This is a genomic window from Alcaligenes nematophilus (genome assembly GCF_026344155.1).
Classification (GTDB): Bacteria; Pseudomonadota; Gammaproteobacteria; order Burkholderiales; family Burkholderiaceae_B; genus Alcaligenes; species Alcaligenes phenolicus.
Map to the genome: position 1 here is coordinate 45,620 of NZ_JAPKMZ010000008.1, position 19,930 is coordinate 65,549.

17 protein-coding genes are annotated in these 19,930 nt (G+C 57.3%); 15 read left to right on the forward strand and 2 right to left on the reverse strand.

All coding sequences use genetic code 11. The features are described 5' to 3' along the window. Nucleotides 1–58 precede the first annotated feature (58 nt). Nucleotides 59–1,657: a glycerol-3-phosphate dehydrogenase/oxidase gene (locus tag OSH04_RS18360; protein ID WP_060186842.1), complete on the forward strand. Its 1,599-nt coding sequence runs from the start codon at nt 59–61 to the stop codon at nt 1,655–1,657. Between the two features lie 124 nt (nt 1,658–1,781). Here the strand turns inward: OSH04_RS18360 and OSH04_RS18365 are convergent, their stop codons facing one another. Beyond that, a complete protein-coding gene (locus tag OSH04_RS18365; RefSeq protein WP_009455189.1) occupies nt 1,782–2,279 on the reverse strand; it encodes a C40 family peptidase in 498 nt (165 codons plus the stop codon). 437 nt (nt 2,280–2,716) lie between these two features. Here OSH04_RS18365 and flhD point away from each other — a divergent pair, with 437 nt between their 5' ends. The 14 genes from flhD to flhF all read left to right on the forward strand — a co-directional run bounded on the left by flhD (nt 2,717) and on the right by flhF (nt 19,177). After that, a complete protein-coding gene (gene flhD, locus OSH04_RS18370; protein ID WP_009455187.1) occupies nt 2,717–3,043 on the forward strand; it encodes a flagellar transcriptional regulator FlhD in 327 nt (108 codons plus the stop codon). A 30-nt stretch (nt 3,044–3,073) separates the two neighbouring features. After that, nucleotides 3,074–3,724, forward strand: a complete 651-nt coding sequence (gene flhC, locus OSH04_RS18375; protein WP_035269018.1) for a flagellar transcriptional regulator FlhC — start codon at nt 3,074–3,076, stop codon at nt 3,722–3,724. Between the two features lie 191 nt (nt 3,725–3,915). Next, a complete protein-coding gene (gene motA / locus OSH04_RS18380; protein WP_026484570.1) occupies nt 3,916–4,791 on the forward strand; it encodes a flagellar motor stator protein MotA in 876 nt (291 codons plus the stop codon). A gap of 12 nt (nt 4,792–4,803) precedes the next feature. Further along, nucleotides 4,804–5,742: a flagellar motor protein MotB gene (gene motB / locus OSH04_RS18385; RefSeq protein WP_009455181.1), complete on the forward strand. Its 939-nt coding sequence runs from the start codon at nt 4,804–4,806 to the stop codon at nt 5,740–5,742. Between the two features lie 86 nt (nt 5,743–5,828). Next, complete coding sequence (cheA, locus tag OSH04_RS18390) at nt 5,829–7,910, forward strand: chemotaxis protein CheA (RefSeq protein WP_266109028.1); 2,082 nt, start codon at nt 5,829–5,831, stop codon at nt 7,908–7,910. A gap of 16 nt (nt 7,911–7,926) precedes the next feature. Continuing rightward, a complete protein-coding gene (locus OSH04_RS18395) occupies nt 7,927–8,427 on the forward strand; it encodes a chemotaxis protein CheW (protein WP_009455177.1) in 501 nt (166 codons plus the stop codon). Between the two features lie 127 nt (nt 8,428–8,554). After that, the gene (locus tag OSH04_RS18400; RefSeq protein WP_035269028.1) at nt 8,555–10,291 is read left to right on the forward strand and encodes a methyl-accepting chemotaxis protein; all 1,737 of its coding nucleotides are present in this window, start codon (nt 8,555–8,557) and stop codon (nt 10,289–10,291) included. A gap of 4 nt (nt 10,292–10,295) precedes the next feature. After that, nucleotides 10,296–11,138: a CheR family methyltransferase gene (locus OSH04_RS18405; protein WP_026484567.1), complete on the forward strand. Its 843-nt coding sequence runs from the start codon at nt 10,296–10,298 to the stop codon at nt 11,136–11,138. Nucleotides 11,139–11,200: 62 nt separating this feature from the next. Beyond that, nucleotides 11,201–12,259 (forward strand): protein-glutamate methylesterase/protein-glutamine glutaminase, encoded by a 1,059-nt coding sequence (locus OSH04_RS18410; RefSeq protein WP_021446831.1) that lies wholly within the window; start codon nt 11,201–11,203, stop codon nt 12,257–12,259. Between the two features lie 44 nt (nt 12,260–12,303). After that, a complete protein-coding gene (cheY, locus tag OSH04_RS18415) occupies nt 12,304–12,693 on the forward strand; it encodes a chemotaxis response regulator CheY (RefSeq protein ID WP_009458133.1) in 390 nt (129 codons plus the stop codon). Between the two features lie 13 nt (nt 12,694–12,706). After that, the gene (cheZ, locus tag OSH04_RS18420) at nt 12,707–13,348 is read left to right on the forward strand and encodes a protein phosphatase CheZ (protein WP_021446830.1); all 642 of its coding nucleotides are present in this window, start codon (nt 12,707–12,709) and stop codon (nt 13,346–13,348) included. Between the two features lie 215 nt (nt 13,349–13,563). Next, complete coding sequence (gene flhB / locus OSH04_RS18425) at nt 13,564–14,715, forward strand: flagellar biosynthesis protein FlhB (RefSeq protein ID WP_021446829.1); 1,152 nt, start codon at nt 13,564–13,566, stop codon at nt 14,713–14,715. Nucleotides 14,716–14,720: 5 nt separating this feature from the next. Continuing rightward, nucleotides 14,721–16,832: a flagellar biosynthesis protein FlhA gene (flhA, locus tag OSH04_RS18430; protein WP_266109029.1), complete on the forward strand. Its 2,112-nt coding sequence runs from the start codon at nt 14,721–14,723 to the stop codon at nt 16,830–16,832. Then, complete coding sequence (gene flhF / locus OSH04_RS18435) at nt 16,829–19,177, forward strand: flagellar biosynthesis protein FlhF (protein ID WP_266109030.1); 2,349 nt, start codon at nt 16,829–16,831, stop codon at nt 19,175–19,177. Before flhA ends, flhF begins: the two co-directional genes overlap by 4 nt. A gap of 303 nt (nt 19,178–19,480) precedes the next feature. Here flhF and flgN read toward each other — a convergent pair whose 3' ends face one another. Continuing rightward, entirely contained in the window at nt 19,481–19,930 is a 450-nt protein-coding gene (gene flgN / locus OSH04_RS18440) for a flagellar export chaperone FlgN (protein ID WP_060186847.1), read from the reverse strand.

Genomic DNA, 19,930 nt, shown 5'->3' on the forward strand with positions numbered 1-19,930 from the left:
CCGAGCCAGTCAGTGTTTTTTTCGGGTGTCTGCTAATTTCAGGTCCAAAGCTCATCTTATGACTACATTAAGTTCCCCCTTATTGACCGACAGAGCCCAGATGCTGGGCGCCTTGGCGCGCACCACGCAGGTGGATATGGTCGTGGTGGGTGGTGGCGCTACCGGCTTGGGCGTGGCTCTGGACGCGGCCTTGCGGGGCTTGAGTGTGGTTGTGCTGGAAGCCTGGGACTTTGCCAAAGGCACGTCCTCGCGGGCGACCAAGCTGGTACACGGCGGGGTGCGATACCTGGCCCAGGGCAATGTCAGTCTGGTGCGTGAAGCCTTGCGCGAGCGTATGCATTTGCTTAGCAATGCGCCTCATCTGGCGCAGCGCCTGCCTTTTGTCATGCCCAGCTACAAGTGCTGGGAGACTCCGTTTTACGGGGTGGGCCTGATGGCCTATGACGGTTTGGCGGGGCGCGAGGGGTTGGGTCATACCCAATTTTTGAGTGCTTCCAAGATCCGGCAGCTTCTGCCCGGTGCGCGGCAAAGTGGCCTGAAAGGTGGTGTGAAATATTGGGACGGCCAGTTTGATGATGCCCGTCTGGCCTTGGCCCTGGCCCGTACGGCGGCTCTGAATGGGGCCTTGCTCATCAATTACTGTCCGGTTGTGGATGTGATGCACAGCGAGGGCAAGGTCTGCGGGGTGCGCTGCCAGGACAAGGAAAGCGGTCAGACCTACGAGATCCAGAGCACATGCGTGGTCAATGCCACGGGCGTGTGGGTGGATCAGGTGCGACAACTGGATGCGCAGGAAGCCGGGCGTGAGCTGCGCCCTATGGTTTCGCCCAGCCAGGGTGTGCACTTGGTGGTTGATCAGGAATTCCTGCCCGGTGAACACGCCTTGCTTGTGCCACGGACCAAGGATGGCCGGGTCTTGTTTGCCGTGCCTTGGTTGGGCAAGCTGATTTTGGGCACGACGGATACTCCCCGAGACGATATTCCGCTGGAGCCGCGCCCCTTGGCCCAGGAAGTGGATTTCATTCTGAAAGAGTCCGCGAATTATCTGCAAAAAGCGCCCACGGTGCAGGATGTGCGCAGTATCTGGGTGGGGCTGCGACCGCTGGTGCGCCCTGCAGCCGAGTCGGCCGCGGGGCAGACGCAATCCATCAGCCGGGAACATAGCATTACGGTTAGTGCGAATGGTTTGCTGACAGTCACTGGCGGCAAATGGACGACGTATCGTGCCATGGCCGAGGATGTGCTGGAACGCTGCCAGCAGTCCGGCTTGCTGAGGCCTTTGCCAGCCTGTCGGACTCAGGAGCAACGTTTGGTCGGTGCTTCTTATGTAGGTGACCGGCGTTCTTTGGGGCGTACAGCCGGCCTGGATGCGTATGGCAGCGAGGCCGATTGGGTGCAGACCTTGCCGGGAGCGGATCAGGAATTGGCGCCGGGCTTGAGTGTGGCTATGGTGCGCTTTGCTTGCCGCTTTGAATATGCCCGTACCGTTGAAGACATGCTGGCCCGTCGTTCGCGCCTTTTGTTCCTTGATGCGCGTCTGGCGCAATCGCTTGCCCCAGCGGTGGCGGCAATTATGGAAGAAGAAACCGGGCGCTCGCCCGAGCTGGAGGCCTTTCTGGAACTGGCCGAGCAATACGCCACCGTGCCTACGCGTTAAACGTATGGCAATAAGAAAGGGCCCGTTCATTACGGGCCCTTTTGCTTTCTGCGCCCAATGAAATTGGGCCTGGTGAAAGATCAGGCCTGCTTTCTTTCAATGCCCGCGCTGGCTTGCCGATGAGTCAATCAAAGAAAGTGCGAGCTGTTTCAAAGCGTTTGGCGAAATAGGGATTGTCCAGTGAATCAATCCGCACGCGTCCACCACTGGAGGGAGCGTTGATGAATTGTTGCTTGCCTATATAGATGCCCACATGCGAGTTCGGGGTACCCAGCGTATTGAAAAACACCAGATCACCCGGGCGCAGCTGTGAACGACTGACACGCCGGGCCGCGCTGGCCTGGTCGCCGGTGCGGCGTGGAATGGGGGAACTGGATTCCTGGCTGAATACATAGTGCACCAGGCCGCTGCAATCAAAGCCGGTAGACGGTTCGCGTCCGCCGTAGCGGTAAGGCGTATCCAGCAAGGTCAGGGCAGACAGGACTACGGCTGAACGGCGTTGTTCATCCACACCAATGGGTTTGCCGGCGGGTAGGCGGGAGGAGGGCGTGTGCGCACAAGCCGCCAGGATCAGTGTCAGGCACAAGGCAAACAGACGTTGCGTAAAAGCAGCAGGAACCATGGGCTGTTACAAAACGGATGTGGGGGCGGCGGGGAAAGCTGTCACCAGAAGATTATCCGATATTTCGACGCTTTTTAGGCAGCGCGTGAGATGGATCGTCGAAATATGCATTAATTAATGGCTAATGTATGCAACAAAACATAATTTTGATACAGACGCTTTGATCTTTGTCATGTTACATCTCGTTTATAACTACAACATTAAGTGAGCATCTGATAATATTCTGCTGTGTCTTGATACGTTTATTGCATATATTTGATGTTTTCCATGTTTTTAGGGCATTAAAAGAGGGTGTGTGTCGGAAACATCGAGAATGTAAAAATTATATTCATGCAATAGATTGCAAGGCATGATACATATTTATGTAACTTTATATATTTTAAATGTGTTTTGTTACAAGAAACTGGCTGATTAACAGATTTACAAGGATGGCTGACATGCCCGTATCGGAAAATTCGCTGCTGAATGATATTCAGGAAGTCAATTTGTCGTACTTGTTACTCGCGCAGCGCCTGCTGCGGGAGAATTTTTCGGCAGGTATGTTCCGTTTGGGCTTCGATACCGATGTGGCAGAGACCTTGTTGCGTCTGTCGCCGGCCCAATTGGTCAAGCTGGCCAGCTCCAGCTCGTTGATTTGCGGCTTTCGCTTCAATGACTACGACCTGCTCACCACCTTGACGCAGGATGTGCTGGGAGGGGTATTGCAGCAGGCCCACTCCACCATTCTTCTGTCACAGCGCGCGACGGCAGAACAAGCCGGTTAAACCGGCTGCGAACTTATTACATCAAGAACTATGGCTATAAAAAGCGTCGCCAAAGAAGCCCAGGAAATTGGGCTTGCTTCCGACATGATTGAGCTGGGGGCGCGTTTGCAGGTCCTGCAAGCAGAAACATCATTAAGCTACGACCGGCTGGCCCGTTTGTATCGTGAAGTCAAAGGCTGCTCGCCACCCAAAGGGATGCTGCCTTTTTCTGTCGACTGGTTCATGACCTGGCTGCCCAATATTCATTCCAGCCTGTTCTACAGCATTTACCAGTTCATGGCCGTGCATACGCCGTGCGATAAAAGCCGTGCACTGGTCGAGGCTTATCGCCTTTACCTGGAGCAATCGTCGGCCGGGCGTCTGGACGTGGGGCCGGATGAAGAGCCCGTGCTGAGTTTTACTCGTGCCTGGATGCTGCTGCGCTTTTTTGATAGCGGTTTGTTGCAGCTGTCCCAGTGCGAGCGCTGCAAGGGGGGCTTTGTGGCCCATGCGCACGATCCTGAATCAGGCTTTATTTGTGCCATTTGCCGTCCGCCACCACGGGCTGGCAAGACCCGTGCCAGCAAGGCACGCAGTACACCTAAATCTCCGGGCGGCAAAAGTCGAAAATCAGAGCCGGTCAAGGAGCCGCAAGCCAGGGTCACGGGGCACGTCAACGCACAGGTAGACGTGCCCATCTAGCAATAGCTTTTGTCGTCAGTGTGCAGCAAAGCCGGATAGATGCTGGTTTTTGATGTGGATCTGATAAGAATCTGAAAGTGTCAAGGCAACTGGAAGCGTCGATCTAGGCTGGAAAAAGGCCATTAACGCGTCGTTTTAGCCCGGTTGCTTGCCGCCATCATTAGCAGCGTGTATTTGAAGAAGGCGTATCCGTGCTTATTATCCTTGGATATATCATTGTTTTCGTCTCCGTTTTCGGGAGCTTTGTGGGGCTGGGCGGGCACTTGGGTGCGCTATACCAGCCTTTTGAATTACTGCTGATTGGTGGCGCGGCCCTGGGGGCCTATTTTGCGTCCAACAGCGGCAAGTCCATCAAGCTGCTGGCCAAAGCGTTGCCGATTGCATTTCGCAGCAGCCCCTACAACAAGCAGTTATACATGCAGTTGATGGGCATGTTGTCTGTGCTGCTGAACAAGGCTCGACGCGATGGCATGATGTCCATCGAAGCGGATATCGAAAACCCCGAACAAAGTCCCATCTTTGCCGATTACCCCAATGTGGTGAAAGATCCGGCTTTGATGAACTTTGTGTCCGACTACCTGCGTTTGATGATCAGCGGCAATATGAGCTCGTTTGAAATCGAAACGCTGATGGACCAGGACATTGAAACCCACCAGCACGAACGCAACGTGCCGGCACGCGCCTTGCGTGAGGTGGCTGACGCCTTGCCCGCTTTCGGGATTGTGGCGGCGGTGCTGGGTGTGGTGAAAGCGCTGGCCTCCGTAGACCAGCCGCCTGCCGTGCTGGCAGACCTGATTTCCAAGGCCATGGTTGGTACCTTCCTGGGTATCTTGCTGGCCTACGGCTTTGTCGCTCCCTTGGCCGCTACCATCGAACGCCGTACCTCGGATTCGGTCAAGGTGCTGGAGTGCATCAAGGTCACTTTGCTGGCCAATCTGAATGGTTACCCGCCCCAGCTTGCCGTGGAATTTGGCCGTAAAGTGCTGTTTTCCTCCGATCGCCCTTCGTTCCAGGAGCTGGAAGAGCATGTACGTCAGGCCCGCTCGGGTGCTGGTCGCAAAGCCTAAGCGGATGCGTTCATGAGCAATCATAAAGATCGCGTGGTCATCCGTCGCAAGAAGACGGCCCATGCCGAGCATCATGGTGGTAGCTGGAAAATTGCCTACGCTGACTTCATGACGGCGATGATGGCTTTTTTCCTGGTGATGTGGATTCTTTCCCTGGTTCCCAAGCAGGACTTGAAGGAAATTGCCGATTACTTCCGCATGCCCTTGATGGACGCCGTTTCGGGCGGCTATCAGGCCGACTATTCGCGCAGCGTCATTCCCGGTGGCCAGCCCAGCCTGGTTCCCAATCCCCATCCCGGCACGAACAGCAGCCAGGCGGCCGATGATCGTCAGGATGTGGAGCGTCTGGAAGATTTGAAATCGGCTCTGGAAGAACTGATCCGCATCGATCCCGTGCTGAAAGAATTCCGTCCGCAACTACTGCTGGACATGACTCAAGACGGTTTGCGCATCCAGATTATCGACCGTCAAAGCCGCCCCATGTTCTCCACGGGCAGCGCACAGGTGCAGATTTACATGCGGGCCATTTTGCGCTCGCTAAGCGCTCCCTTGAACGAGATGCCTAACCGTATTCTGATTTCCGGTCATACCGACTCGCTGCAGTACGCCAGTGGCGAGCGTTTGTACAGTAACTGGGAGCTGTCGGCCGACCGTGCCAATGCGGCTCGACAGGAGCTGGTGGCTGGTGGTCTGGCCGAGGCCAAGGTCAAGCAGGTCGTGGGTTTGGCCGATAGTGTCAGCCTGGTTAAAGATAACCCCGCCGCAGCCGTAAATCGACGTATCAGCCTGCTCGTGCTCAATAGCCGGGCCGAACGACGCATGGACGAGCAAGCCGCAAGCGGTTCGGAAGAGTTTGATTTGCGCGAAGCCATGCAGGAGACCGAGGGGCCAATCAGTATTCATATTCCCGGTCTGCCTGAAATGCCTTCTGCCTTGCCAGTGGTGCCCTAGGGCTTGTTAACAGGCCCAACGGCCCAGGTGTTTGGGCTGTGCTTTTTGTTTTGTTGTTCTAAGCCATAACCAGGAAGGAAGTGTTCATGAGCTCCGGCGTAGATCTGAGTCAGTTTTACGAAACCTTTTTCGATGAAGCCGATGAGTTGCTGGCGGACATGGAGCGCTTGCTGCTGGAGCTGGATCTGGACGAGCCTGATCGCGATCAGCTCAATGCCATCTTCCGGGCCGCGCACTCGATCAAGGGCGGTGCAGGCACGTTTGGTTGCTTCGGTCAGCTGGCTGAAACTACCCACTTACTCGAAAATCTGCTCGATCTGGTCCGTAATGGCGAGATGCAATTGCGCAAGGACATGATTGACCTCTTTCTGGAAACCAAGGACGTGCTAACCGGACAAGTCAATGCCTACCGCGAGGAACAGGAGCCTGACGAGGAAGCCTATACCCGTATCTGCGCGCAATTGAGGCAACTGGCCCTGGAGCAAAAGGGCATTCTGGCAACGGACGCCAAAGGAACCGAAGCGATTCTGCAAGCCGAAGCGGAACCCGAGCCGGAACCGGCCGCCAATACGGATGGCTTGCCACTGTGGGTGTCCATGGGACCGGTATCGGATAAAGATGCGGAGGCGCTGCAACAAGAAATGGAGTTGATGGGCACCATCGTCCATCAAACCCGTGAAGGCGATCGCCTGGATATCTGGGTGGAAACCACAGGTTCAGCGGACGACATCCTGGCCGTTTGCTGCTTTATTCTGAATGCCGATCAGGTGTCGGTAAAACCGGCTGCTGCTCCTGGGCAAGCGGCGGCTCCAGCATCCGCCGCAGCTTCTGCTCCTGCCGCCGCCGTGGTTGTCGAACCCGTCGCTGTCGCTCCGGCCGCTCCAGCACCAGCCCCTGTTGCGGCTGAACCTGAAAAAACCGAAACGCCTGCTTCTGCTGCTGCCCCTAAAGCTGCCGACAAACCCGCTAAGGCCGCGGCTCCCAAAGAGTCCGGCACGATCCGTGTGGGCGTGGAAAAAGTCGACCAGATCATCAACCTGGTGGGCGAGCTGGTGATTACACAAGCCATGCTGGTGCAAACTGCCTCGACACTGGACCCGGTCGTGCATGATCGCCTGTTAAATGGCATCGAACAGTTGGAGCGCAATGCGCGCGACCTGCAAGAGTCCGTGATGTCCATTCGCATGATGCCGATGGATTACGTGTTCAGCCGCTTTCCGCGTGTGGTGCGTGAAAGCGCGGCCCGCATGAACAAGAAGATTCGTCTGGTCACCAAAGGGCAGGCCACCGAGCTGGACAAGAGCCTGATCGAACGCATTATTGATCCGCTCACGCACCTGGTGCGTAACAGTATCGATCACGGCATTGAAATGCCCGAGGATCGTCTGGCTGCGGGCAAGGAAGAAGAGGGCGTGCTGACCTTGTCGGCCCAGCACCAGGGCGGCCATATCATCATTGAAGTGGTGGACGATGGCGCTGGTCTGAACCGCGAACGTATTTTGAAGAAAGCCATGTCTTCGGGCCTGCCGGTCACCGAGACCATGCCGGACGACGAAGTGTGGCAACTGATTTTTGCCCCCGGCTTTTCCACCGCCGACAAAGTCACGGAAATTTCCGGACGTGGTGTGGGCATGGACGTGGTGCGACGCAATATCCAAAGCATGGGCGGCCATGTGCAGCTGTACTCGCGTGCAGGCAAGGGAACGACCACCCGTATTGTTCTGCCGCTGACGCTGGCGATTCTGGACGGCATGTCGGTACAGGTAGGCAATGAAGTGTTCATCCTGCCGCTGGCTCACGTAACCGAATCCATGCAGCCCACTGAAGAACAGTTGCGCAGCGTCACCGATACCGATCACGTCATGTTTGTACGTGGCGAGTATCTGCCCCTGATTTCCCTGCGTGACATCTTCTCGGTTGAAGGGGCCGAGACCGATGTGACGCGCGCGATTGCCGTTATCTTGCAGGCCGAAGACATGCGCTTTGCTTTGTTGGTCGATCACCTGATTGGTCAGCATCAAGTCGTGGTCAAGAACCTGGAAGCCAACTATAGAAAAATTCCGGGTATTTCCGCTGCCACCATTTTGGGCGATGGCAGCGTAGCCCTGATTGTTGATGTTTTTGCCTTGCAACGTCTGGCGCGGGACCCCGCCTCGACGTGGGCCTGATTATTCGGAGATCTTTATGTCCAACGACTTTACTTCCCACTCCGAAGCTGCCGAGGCTGGCGGCAAGGAGTATCTGGTATTTACTCTGGGCGACCAGGAATACGGCATCGATATTCTGAAAGTTCAGGAGATCCGGGGCTACGACTCCCAGACCGTCACTCGTATCGCCAACGTGCCCAATTTCATCAAGGGCGTTACCAATCTGCGTGGCGTGATTGTTCCTATCGCAGACTTGCGGGTGCGTTTCAACATGGAACGGGTGGAGTACGACCACCAGACCGTCGTGGTGATTCTGAACTTGCACGACCGCGTAGTGGGTGTGGTGGTGGATGGTGTCTCGGATGTACTGGTGCTGCAATCGTCCCAGATCAGCGCTGCCCCCAGCTTCGGCACCGCCTTCTCGACCGAGTACCTGACCGGTATCGGTACGCTGGGCGAACGTATGCTGATTTTGGTGGATATTGAAAAACTGATGACCAGTGAAGAGATGGCTCTGGTTGACAGCGCAGTGGCCTGATCGCCCGAGTCTGCAAAGACTTGCCAGGCGGGGACTTGTTTAACGGGTCCTTCAAGGAATGTTCGGGCCGGGGGAGGCGTCACAAGCGCCTCTGATGTTCGGATCTACTCTAGACAAGGTGCTTGCAATGCTGGATGGATTACGTTTAGCCAATCTGAAGGTGCGGACCAGTCTGATTCTGGTACTGGTGTTTTTTTTAGCAATGCTGGTGGCAGGCGCCGCTCTGGGGATTTTGTCCTTGCGCGCCAATAACGGTGCGCTGCAAAGCATCGTGGTCAATCAGCGTGTAGGCTCGGCCATGTATCAGGCCATCGAGCGCTACAAAGAGACTCAAACCCTGATTGGACGAGCGGCCATCAGCTATGTGGTCAGCAATGATCTGCAAAACCAGGACTTGATGGCCGAGTGGAGCGATGTGGCTCCCAAAACCTCGGCGATCAGCTCGGCAACCCGGGATGCCCTGGATGCCACGCGCAAGCAGTTTGAACTGGCCCAGGAAGCCTTCTTTGAATACCAGGGTGTTGCCACCCAGCTGGAAGGCACCAACGATTACTACCAGCGTGTCGATGCGGCGTTCATGTCCCTGATGCAAGGTGGCGTGCTGCCCTTGATCGCCTATCTGGAGCAAGGTGATATTGCGGGTTTCCGCAGCTATGTGGCGACTACCACCAAGTTCCTGGAAGAGGATCTGTACAGCGCCTTGAACACCTTGCAGGAAGCTCAGCAGCGTTCTATCGACTCGCAATACCAGAAAGAAAACGACCAGTACAACATGGTGATCCGCTTGGTGGGTCTGGCCATGGTGCTTTGTCTGTTTATCTCCTTGGCCGTGTATGTGTTCTTGAATCGCATGGTGTTGCGCCCCTTGCGTCAGGCCGGTGCGCACTTTGATCGCATCGCCAGCGGGGATCTGACCCAGCGCGTGGAAGTGAAGTCCACCAATGAAATTGGTGTGCTGTATGACGCCGTGCGTCGCATGCAGGGCAGCTTGCAGTCCATGGTGCAGACCGTGCGCCAGGGCGTGGAAGAGATCACTTTTGGCTCGCATGAAATCTATGTGGGCAATACGGACTTGAGCAGTCGCACGGAAGAGCAGGCCGCCTCCTTGCAGCAGACTGCGGCCAGCATGGAGCAGTTGGCCAGTACGGTTCGTCAGAACTCGGACAATGCCCAGCAAGCGGATCAGGTTGCCAAGAATGCTTCCGAAGTGGCTCTGCGCGGTGGCCAGGCGGTCTCTACCGTGGTGCAAACCATGGAAGATTTGTCGGCCAGTTCGGGACAGATTGCCCAGATCGTGAACGTGATCGACGGCATTGCCTTCCAGACCAATATTCTGGCCTTGAACGCCGCGGTGGAAGCCGCCCGTGCAGGCGAGCAGGGCAAGGGTTTTGCGGTGGTGGCCGGTGAAGTACGCAGTCTGGCCCAGCGCAGTGCGCAAGCGGCGCGCGAGATCAAGGGCTTGATCGAGCAGTCGCTGGCCAAAGTGAAAGAAGGGACTCGACAGGTGGATGAGGCGGGCAAGGTGGTCATGGAAGTGGTCAGCTCGGTACAGAGCGTAACGACCATCATGGCGGAAATCTCCTCGGCTTCAAACGAGCAGTCGGAAGGAATTGAGCAGGTGAACCGGGCGGTTGCGCAAATGGATGTGGTTGTGCAGCAGAACGCGGCCCTGGTCGAGCAGGCTACCGCTGCGGCGGGCTCCTTGCAGGATCAGGCAACCCGTTTGTCCGATGCGGTGTCGGCGTTCAAAGTCAGTGCGCAAGACATTATTGATGATCCGTTTGAAGCGCCCGAGCCGGAACGATTACGTTCTACCGAGCGTCTGTCGGCGGGGCCTTTTAGCGGGACCTTGGCCAGCCTGTAGTTATATGAGCACATCTGTGGAACCTTTTGTTTATACATTGCCCTCGATCCCGCAAGCCTCGAGGGCCGACTGTGAGCGAGCCGCGCGCTTGCTCAAGTCGTATGCGGGCATCATCTTAGGTACCCACAAAGAAGATATGGTGGCCCGCACGCTGGGTATGCGCAGTCAGAACGCGGGCATGCGCGAGGTACGCCAGTACCTGGATATTCTGGAACAGGACACACATAGCCAGGAGTGGCAGGACTTCGTCAACGCCTTCACCATCAATCACACCGCGTTTTTTCGGGAGCAGCATCACTTCGATATTCTGGGCAAGTTTGTCAGTACACGCGGCAAACCCCTGGATATCTGGTGCAGCGCCGCCTCTACGGGCGAGGAAGCGTATTCCATTGCCATGACGGTGCGCGAACACTGCCCTTCACCGGATGTGAACGTATCCATTCTGGCTAGCGATATTGACTCGGCGGCCTTGGACAAGGCCCGCCAGGGCGTGTATACCCTGGAGCGCATTCAGCCCGTGCCCGATTTGTGGCTGCCGCGTTACTTTCAGCGTGGCGTGGGCGCTCGCAAGGGGCTGGCACGCGTCAAGCCCGTGTTGCGCAATATGGTGGAGTTTGAGGAGTTCAATCTGGTGGGGCCGGCCTGGCCGTCTTCCAGCCGTTTTGATGTGATCTTCTGTAGAAACACCATGATTTATTTTGATCGTGATGATCAGACACGCATTCTGGAGCGCTTTGCCGCCGTCACCAAGCCTGGCGGACTGCTGTTTGTGGGGCATTCCGAGAACTTCTCCTATCTGACCAAGGCCTTTCGTTTGCTGGGTCAGACGGTGTATGTCCGGAACTAGGGCCCATTAGTTTCACCCCGCCCCAAGCTCTGTTGGCGTTTGAAATCGGGATTATGAGTAGCATGAAGAAAATTCGAGTTTTGTGTGTAGACGATTCCGCCCTGGTGCGCAGCCTGATGGTGGAAATTATCAACAGTCATGCGGATATGGAAGTGGTGGCCGTGGCCCCCGATCCGCTGGTGGCGCGCGAGCTGATCAAAGAACACAATCCGGATGTGCTGACGCTGGACGTCGAGATGCCGCGTATGGACGGGCTGGACTTTCTGGAGCGCCTGATGCGCTTGCGTCCCATGCCCGTGGTGATGGTGTCCTCACTGACCGAGCGCAATTCGGACGTGACCTTGCGTGCCCTGGAGCTGGGCGCGGTGGACTTTGTGACCAAGCCCAAGCTGGGCCTGCGTGATGGCTTGCTGGATTACTCGGACCTGATTGCCGACAAGATCCGCGCCGCTTCCATTGCCCGTCCACGTCGTGCGACCCCGGCCCCGGCAGGGTCGGCCCCGGCTCGTCGCCTGACGCACAACTTTTCGACTACTGAAAAACTGATCATGATCGGTGCATCCACTGGCGGCACCGAGGCCATTCGCCAGGTGCTGGAGCCTTTGCCGGCCAATTGTCCGGCCATCATGATTACCCAACATATGCCAGCCGGTTTCACGCGCTCGTTCGTGAACCGTCTGGATGGTCTGTGTTCCATGCAGGTGCACGAGGCCGAAGATGGTCAGCGCGTGTTGCCCGGCCATGTGTATCTGGCTCCCGGTGGCGTGGCGCACATGAAGCTGGCCCGCTCGGGTGCCAACTATGTGGTCAAGCTGGTGGACAGTGAGCCTGTCAACCGCCACCGACCCTCGGTAGATGTGTTGTTTCACTCTGCCGCCGAGCTGGCCGGACGCAATGCCGTGGGTGTCATTCTGACCGGCATGGGCAAGGACGGCGCGCAAGGTTTGCTGGCCATGAAACAGGCCGGTGCCATGACTTTTGCCCAGGACGAAGCCACCAGCGTGGTCTTTGGCATGCCGCGTGAAGCCCTGCAAATTGGCGCGGCGGACATCGCCTTGCCCCTGGGGCAGATCAGCGAACGAATTCTGGCCAGTGTGGGGGCCTTTGGGCACCGTGTATAAACGGTCCTGAACGCACTGGCATGCTACTCATTTGGAGAATGTAAATGGTACAAAAAAATATAAAAATTCTCGTCGTCGATGACTTTCCCACCATGCGCCGGATCATCAAGAACCTGCTCAAGGATCTGGGATACGAGAATGTAGACGAAGCAGAAGATGGTCAGATGGGCCTGGAAAAACTGCGCAACGGCAATTTCGAGTTTGTGGTCTCTGACTGGAATATGCCGAATCTGGATGGGCTGGAAATGCTCAAGCAGATTCGTGCCGATGCCAACCTGTCCTCTTTGCCTGTGCTGATGGTGACCGCCGAAGCCAAGAAAGAGAACATTATTGCCGCCGCCCAGGCGGGCGCCAATGGCTACGTCGTCAAACCCTTTACCGCCGCAACTCTGGAAGAGAAGCTGAACAAGATCTTCGAGAAAATGGCCGGTTAATACGGAGTACGTCATGGATCCACAGCAAACCCCGAATCATCCTGACCCCCAAAGCGTACCGGTTGATCTGGTCTACCGCATCGCCAATCTGACCCGCCTGCTGCGGGAAAGCATGCGCGAACTGGGTCTGGATCAGGCCATTAAAGATGCCGCGCACGCGATTCCGGATGCCCGTGATCGTCTGCACTATGTGGCTCGCATGACTGAGCAGGCCGCCAACCGGGTACTGAACGCAGCCGAGCAGGTGCGTCCTTTGCAGGAGTCCTTGCAAGAGGACGCCCAGGCCCTGGATGCCGAATGGGAACAGTGGTTTGAACAGCCTCTGGACCAGGACCAGGCCCGCGAACTGGTCAAGCGTACCCGCGGCTTCTTGCGCGATGTGCCCGTCAAGGCCCAGCAGACACAGGACAATCTGCTGGAAATCATCATGGCCCAGGACTTTCAGGATCTGACCGGGCAGGTGATCACGCGCATGCTGGGTGTGGTTGGCACCATCGAGACCGAACTGGTCCAGGTGCTGGTCGATAATGTCCCCACAGAAAAACGCGAAGAAACTCAAAGCCTTATCAACGGCCCAGTGGTCTCGCCGGTAGCCTCGGAAGTGGTCACCAGCCAGGACCAGGTGGACGACTTGCTGGCGAATCTGGGCTTTTAATCCTCACCCAAATTCGATCATCGCGTTCGCTTCAGAAAGGCGCTGCACCTTGCAGCGCCTTTTTACTTGTGGGGAACAGCCTGCTTTTATCGGGCTTTCTCCGCGCTATCAGAGCCGCGGTGCTCTTTTAGAATGACCCCGCGGCCTGCAGTGCGAACGCGACATTCGTGCTGGGCGCGTGATTCATTCTTTCAATTCCTGCGTCTTGGCAGTCCATGGCAGAAGACAGCGATCTCGAAAAAACAGAACCGGCCTCACCCCGGCGCCTGGAAAAGGCGCGGGAAGAAGGGCAGGTGGCGCGTTCCAGAGAGCTGACGACATTCCTGATGCTGCTGGCCGGGATTGGCGGAATCTGGGCCGGTGCCAGCTATTTGTACGAGACTTTTGGCGGCATTGTGCGTCGCAGCGTCTGGTTTGATCCGCGCGTAGCGCACGATCCCAGCGCCATGGTGGTACAGGCGGCCGGTCTGGCAGGCGAAGCATTAAAAGGTCTGGCACCGCTGTTCCTGCTGCTGGTTGTGGTCGCGATCTTTGCCTCGATCGCGCTGGGCGGCATGAGCTTTAGCGGCAAGGCCTTGCAGCCCAAGTTCGAGCGCATGAATCCGGCCAAGGGCATCAAGCGCATGTTTTCCATGCAGACCGTGATCGAGCTGATCAAGACCCTGGCCAAAGCCGGTCTGGTGGGTTCGGTGGCGGTGTATGTGATCTGGACCGAGCGCGAGCAGATGACGGCCCTGATGTATGTGCATCCCACGGCGGCCATTGCCACGGGAATGACACTGATCATCAAGTGTTGTGCCCTGATCGCCGCCAGCTTGCTGGTGATTGTCTTGATTGATGCGCCCTGGCAGTTGTGGAGCTTTTACAAAAAGCTGCGCATGTCGCGCCAGGATGTGAAAGAAGAACATAAGGAAAGCGAGGGTGACCCGCATGTGAAAGGGCGCATTCGGCAGCAGCAACGGTCCATGGCCCGTTCGCGCATGATGTCCCAGGTGCCGGGGGCCGATGTGGTGGTTACCAACCCTACGCATTATGCGGTGGCCTTGAAGTATCAGGACGGCAAGGGCGGTGCCCCCCGTGTGGTTGCCAAAGGCACGGGGCTGATTGCTGCCAAGATTCGCGGGCTGGCCGCCGAGCACAAGGTGGCCATGCTGGAGGCGCCTGCGCTGGCACGGGCCTTGTACTTCAACGTGGAGCTGGAGCGCGAGATTCCTGTGGATTTGTACTCGGCCGTGGCCGAAGTGCTGGCCTGGGTTTATCAGCTTCGTAACTGGAACAAGGGGCAGGGCGAGCGCCCGATCATGCCCACCCGATTGAAAGTGCCAACTGGCATGGATGAAGGGCCACTGCGTTCGCGCAAACACTAAAAGCAATGAACAATTTTTTTGCCTTACTGAAACAAAACGGTGGTCAACACGCCCGGCTTTTAGCTGGTCCGGTGCTGATCCTCATGGTCATGGCCATGATGATTCTGCCCTTGCCACCGTTTCTGCTGGACCTGCTGTTTACCTTTAACATCGCCCTGGCCGTCATGATTCTGCTGGTGGCCATGTTCACCAAAAAGCCGCTGGACTTTGCCGCTTTCCCGGCAGTGCTGCTGTTTGCGACCTTGTTGCGCCTGGCTTTGAACGTGGCCTCGACGCGAGTGGTGCTGATGAACGGCCACAAAGGCCCGGACGCTGCCGGTCAGGTGATTGAGGCTTTTGGTCACTTTCTGGTGGGCGGTAACTTTGCCGTTGGTCTGATCGTGTTCGTGATTCTGGTCATCATCAACTTTGTGGTGATTACCAAGGGTGCAGGTCGTATTGCGGAAGTGGGGGCACGCTTTACCCTGGACGCCTTGCCGGGCAAGCAGATGGCGATTGACGCCGACTTGAACGCCGGCCTGATTGGCGAAGACGATGCCCGTCGTCGCCGTACCGAGGTTTCGCAGGAAGCCGAGTTCTACGGCTCCATGGACGGTGCCAGCAAGTTCGTGCGCGGGGACGCGGTGGCGGGCTTGTTGATCATGGTCATCAACGTGATTGGTGGTCTGATTATTGGTGTCCTGCAGCATGACTTGTCTTTCTCGGAAGCCGGTCGCGTTTACACCTTGTTGACCATTGGTGACGGCCTGGTCGCCCAGATTCCTGCCCTGATCATTTCCACCGCCGCCGGTGTGGTGGTGTCGCGTGTGGCGACGGATGAAGACGTGGGCCAGCAAATGGTCAGCCAGCTTTTCCGTAATCCCATGGTGCTGTATATCACCGCCGGGATTCTGGGTTTGATGGGTTTGATTCCCGGCATGCCCAATCTGGTGTTCCTGCTGCTGGCCGCGATATTGGGTGCTGGAGCCTGGATGATGCAAAAGCATCAGCTCGAACAGCAGCAGCAAGCCAGCGAACCCAATGATGAAGTGCTGGCCGCAGCCGATTCTGCCGCCAGTGAAGCCAGCTGGAATGATGTGTCCATGGTGGACCCGCTGGGTCTGGAAGTGGGTTATCGCCTGATCTCTTTGGTGGACCATGCGCAAAACGGCGAGCTGCTGCATCGTATCCGCAGCTTGCGTAAAAAGTTCGCACAGGAAGTGGGCTTTTTGCCGCCTGTGGTTCATATTCGGGACAATCTGGAGCTCAAGCCCAACGACTATCGCATCCTGTTGGCCGGGGTGGAAATTGGCCGGGGCACCGCCACGCCAGGGCAGTGGCTGGCCATTGATCCCGGTGGCGTCACCATGAAGCTGCCCGGCACACCTACTACGGACCCAGCCTTTGGCCTGCCCGCCGTCTGGGTGGATGTCAGCATGCGCGAGCAGGCCCAGATTGCGGGCTACACCGTGGTGGATGCCAGCACGGTAATTGCCACGCATATCAACCACTTGCTGCATCGCCACGGGGCCGATTTGCTGGGCCGTCAGGAAGTGCAGCAATTGCTGGATCACGTGGGCCGCGAAGCGCCCAAGCTGGTCGAAGATTTCGTACCGCAAACCTTGTCCCTCAGCCTCTTGCTCAAGGTCTTGCGTGGTCTGCTGGCTGAAGATGTGCCGATTCGCGATATGCGCAGCATTGTGGAAACGCTGGCTGAACACGCACCGCGCATTCTGGCTCCCGGCGCAGTTCAACCCGGCCAGGAGGCAGGCGAATTGCTTGCGGTTCTGCGCGTGGCCTTGGGGCGCGCTATTGTGCAGCAGTGGTTCCCTGGCGAGGGCGAGTTGCATGTGATTGGTCTGGATGCCCGTCTGGAGCGGGTCATGACGCAGGCGCTGACCAGCAGTGGTGCACTGGAACCAGGACTGGCCGAGTCGGTACTGACTGATGCCATGCGTGCGGCCCAGTTCCAGGAGGAACATGGGGATCCGCCCGTGCTGGTTGTGCCGCCTGTTTTGCGGGCCACCTTGTCGCGTTTCTTGCGTCACCACATCCCACAACTGGGAGTCTTGTCCAACGCTGAAATTCCTGAAGAACGCATCCTTCGGGTCACCACCATTATTGGTCAGTCTGAATGAATATAAGTCGCTTTTTTGGTAGTACCAGCCGGGAGGCCATGCGCCAGGTGCGCATCGCTTTGGGCCCCGATGCCTTGATTGTGTCCAACCGTCGCGTGAATGGCGGGGTGGAGATTCTCGCTACCGATTCCAGCTCGGTACCGGGTGGCGCTACCGAACGTGCGCCCATGCCCAGCAGTGCACCGCATCAAGCCGCGGGGATACGTCAGCAGGAAATGGCACCACCGCCCGCTGCCGACAATGTGATGGGTGCGATTGGGGCATTGCGTGGTGCCCTGGAAGGCCGCATGGACGATCTGGTCTGGAGTCACCAGATGCGGCGCTCGCCTGTAGCGGTCAATCTGTTTCAGAGTCTTTTATCGCAAGGCTTCAGTACTGCCTTGTTGCGTGCCATGCTCAAGCGCCTGCCTGAAGAGCTGGGCGCGCGGGCGGCCTTGCAATGGGTGCGGACCGAGCTGGAAACCCATTTGCCGGTGCTGCGTTCCGAGGATTCCTTGTGGCAGCCCGGCTTGGCCTTGGCTCTGGTGGGCCCTACGGGTGTGGGCAAGACCACCACGCTGGCCAAACTGGCTGCGCGTGCTGTGCGCCGTTTTGGTCCCGATAAGGTCGTTCTGCTGACGACTGACACCTATCGGATCGGTGCGCACGAGCAACTGAAAATTTATGGCGACCTGATGCGGGTAGCCGTGCATATTGTTCAGGACGTGGCGCAACTGCGTAGCGTGATGCTGGGTGTGCGGCCAGATCAGGTGATCCTGATCGACAATATGGGCATCAGTCAGCGCGACCGTTATGTGCGAGAACAGGCTGCATTGCTGGCCAGTGCCGGACGCCGGGTGCAACGCTTGCTGGTCCTGAACGCCGCCAGCCAGGGCGATACCTTGGATGAGGTCGCCCGCAGCTATACGCAAGATGGTGGCACACCGCTAAGTGGCTGCATCATCTCCAAAGTGGACGAGGCGATCAAGCTGGGTGGGCCGCTGGATACGGCCATTCGCTTCAAGCTGCCTATTCATTATGTGTCCAACGGCCAGAAAGTGCCCGAGGATTTGCGTTTCATGAGTGCCGCCGAACTGGTCGACTCTGCCTTGCAGGTGCGCGAGAGCCAGCGCCCCTTGTACGCGCCCAGTTCCGGTGATCTGGCTGCCTTGCTGGAAAGCGGTGGCCAGTCCGCCCAGGAGCAACAGGCTGAAGAAGAACGCCGTGCGCGTGTCTTGCCGCGTTTGTTGTCGGCTGCCTCTGCGGGTGGCCCTATCGCCCTGGAGCAGGCCCGTCGTGCAGCCGCCGACCTGGACGAGCGTCTGGCCTGCGCGGAAGCCTACGATTTCTGGCGCGATCTGCATGCCCACAATGCCCCTGTTCAGGATGGGGCGGCGGCACAGCGTGCCGAAGGCCTGATGCGTGCCGCGTGTCAGGAAGTCAGTGAGGGCAATGTGTCCCGCTTGCTGGTGATCCATGCCGATCATCAGCTTGCCGGTAGTCAGGAGCAATGCTCGTTCAGTTTCCTGTTCAGTCCTAAGGGGCAGGCCTTGAGCGTGCCGTATTATCAACGCCAAACGCCCTCCCAATGGTCGGATGTACGGGGCGTGCGCAGCATGGAACGGCCGGGCCCGACACAGGCACTGAACCAGGCCATGCAGGTCTTGAATGTCCAGGCCCAACCGGTAAACTTGCTGCATATTTTTGAAGGTGGTTCGCCCACCATGTGGCGTCAATGGGCCGATATGGAAGCCGACTGGCTGGCCCTGATTCCGGGTGCGACTTCCTTGTGGCACAAGGACGGCAAGACCACGCCTAATGCCCTTGGCAAACAGCTGGCATTCCACGCGATTCCCGATCTGGCAGCACGCTTGCATCTGGAAACGTTGGGCCGCGCCAAGCAGGGTGAAATCGCCCTGTGGTACGCCGTCGAGCCGGTGCAGTTGCGACAACGCAATGCCGAGCCTGTGCATCTGGACCTGATCATCCTGCGCACCGTGCGTCGTCACGACGGCAAAGTGTTGAAAACCCGTTTTGCCTTGATGCACCAACGCGCAGGCTCCGACGCCATCGCCCCGGCCAGTCTGGCCTGCTACATGATGCTGCGTAGCGAAGTGCAGGAAATGGCGCGCTTGCTAAGCACTGTGCGTGGCATTTTGCCTACCAGCAATTCCGAGTTTGAAGAAGAACTCAACTTGCTGGCCGCCGCCCAATTGACGCTGGCCGCCTGGGATTTGCTGCAGGCACCGGACAATTTGGGTGTGCGACAACTCAGCGCACGCTTGCTGGGCAAACCGGGGCTGAAGTCCAGCCACGCGGTTGATGCGCTGGTGAAGATGCTGGTGTTGAAGGAAGCGATGAGCTAAATTCAGCAAGATTGAAAAAGCCCGCCGTGTGGCAGGCTTTTTTTATATCTGTCAGAGCGGGATTTGGTTTGTGGTTTTGTCAGTTTCTGAATGGCAGGGCATCCCGAATTGGAGATTACAAAAAATATCGTGTATTCGCCAAATACATCGTATTTGTTGTGAGTTTCTCGCTGTGAGCGGCTCAGGTTTGTGGTTCGGTTCTGCAGACGAATTATCAATAGCCTTTGATCAGACAAAAAAAGCGCCACCTAAATAGTTGGCGCTTTCAATCTCCAGCATAACGCTACTGGCGTCTGCTCGGTTCTAAACCTTCAAACTCAAGGACGACTGCGTATTCTGTGTTTTCCCGGACGCGTCGTAAAAGGTATTTCGGCCAGTGAAGGCTTCCAGGGCGTCCAGGTTTTGCTGGGTGTCGACCAAAAAGGTATCCACCAGAATGCGGTTGTTGTCGCTGGCGTTGCGTACTTTTTCGCTCAGTTCGATCAGTTGGTCCAGCTCGTGTTCCAGTTCGTCTTCTTCGGCGGCGTAGCGCAGGCCCTGGATGTTGTTTTCCAGTTCGCGCTCTTGCAGGAGCTGGGCGCGAGCCTGGTCCTGTTGCTCGATACGTTCAACCAGCTGATATTTGCGCAGGGTGATCTGGGCCAGTTCTTGTGGCTCGAAGCTGCGCAGCAGCAGGGTGTTTTCTTCTGCCAGTAGCTGCTCGAAGTCCAGCAGGGTTTGGCGTTGATCGGCAAGACAGGTTTGCAAAGACAT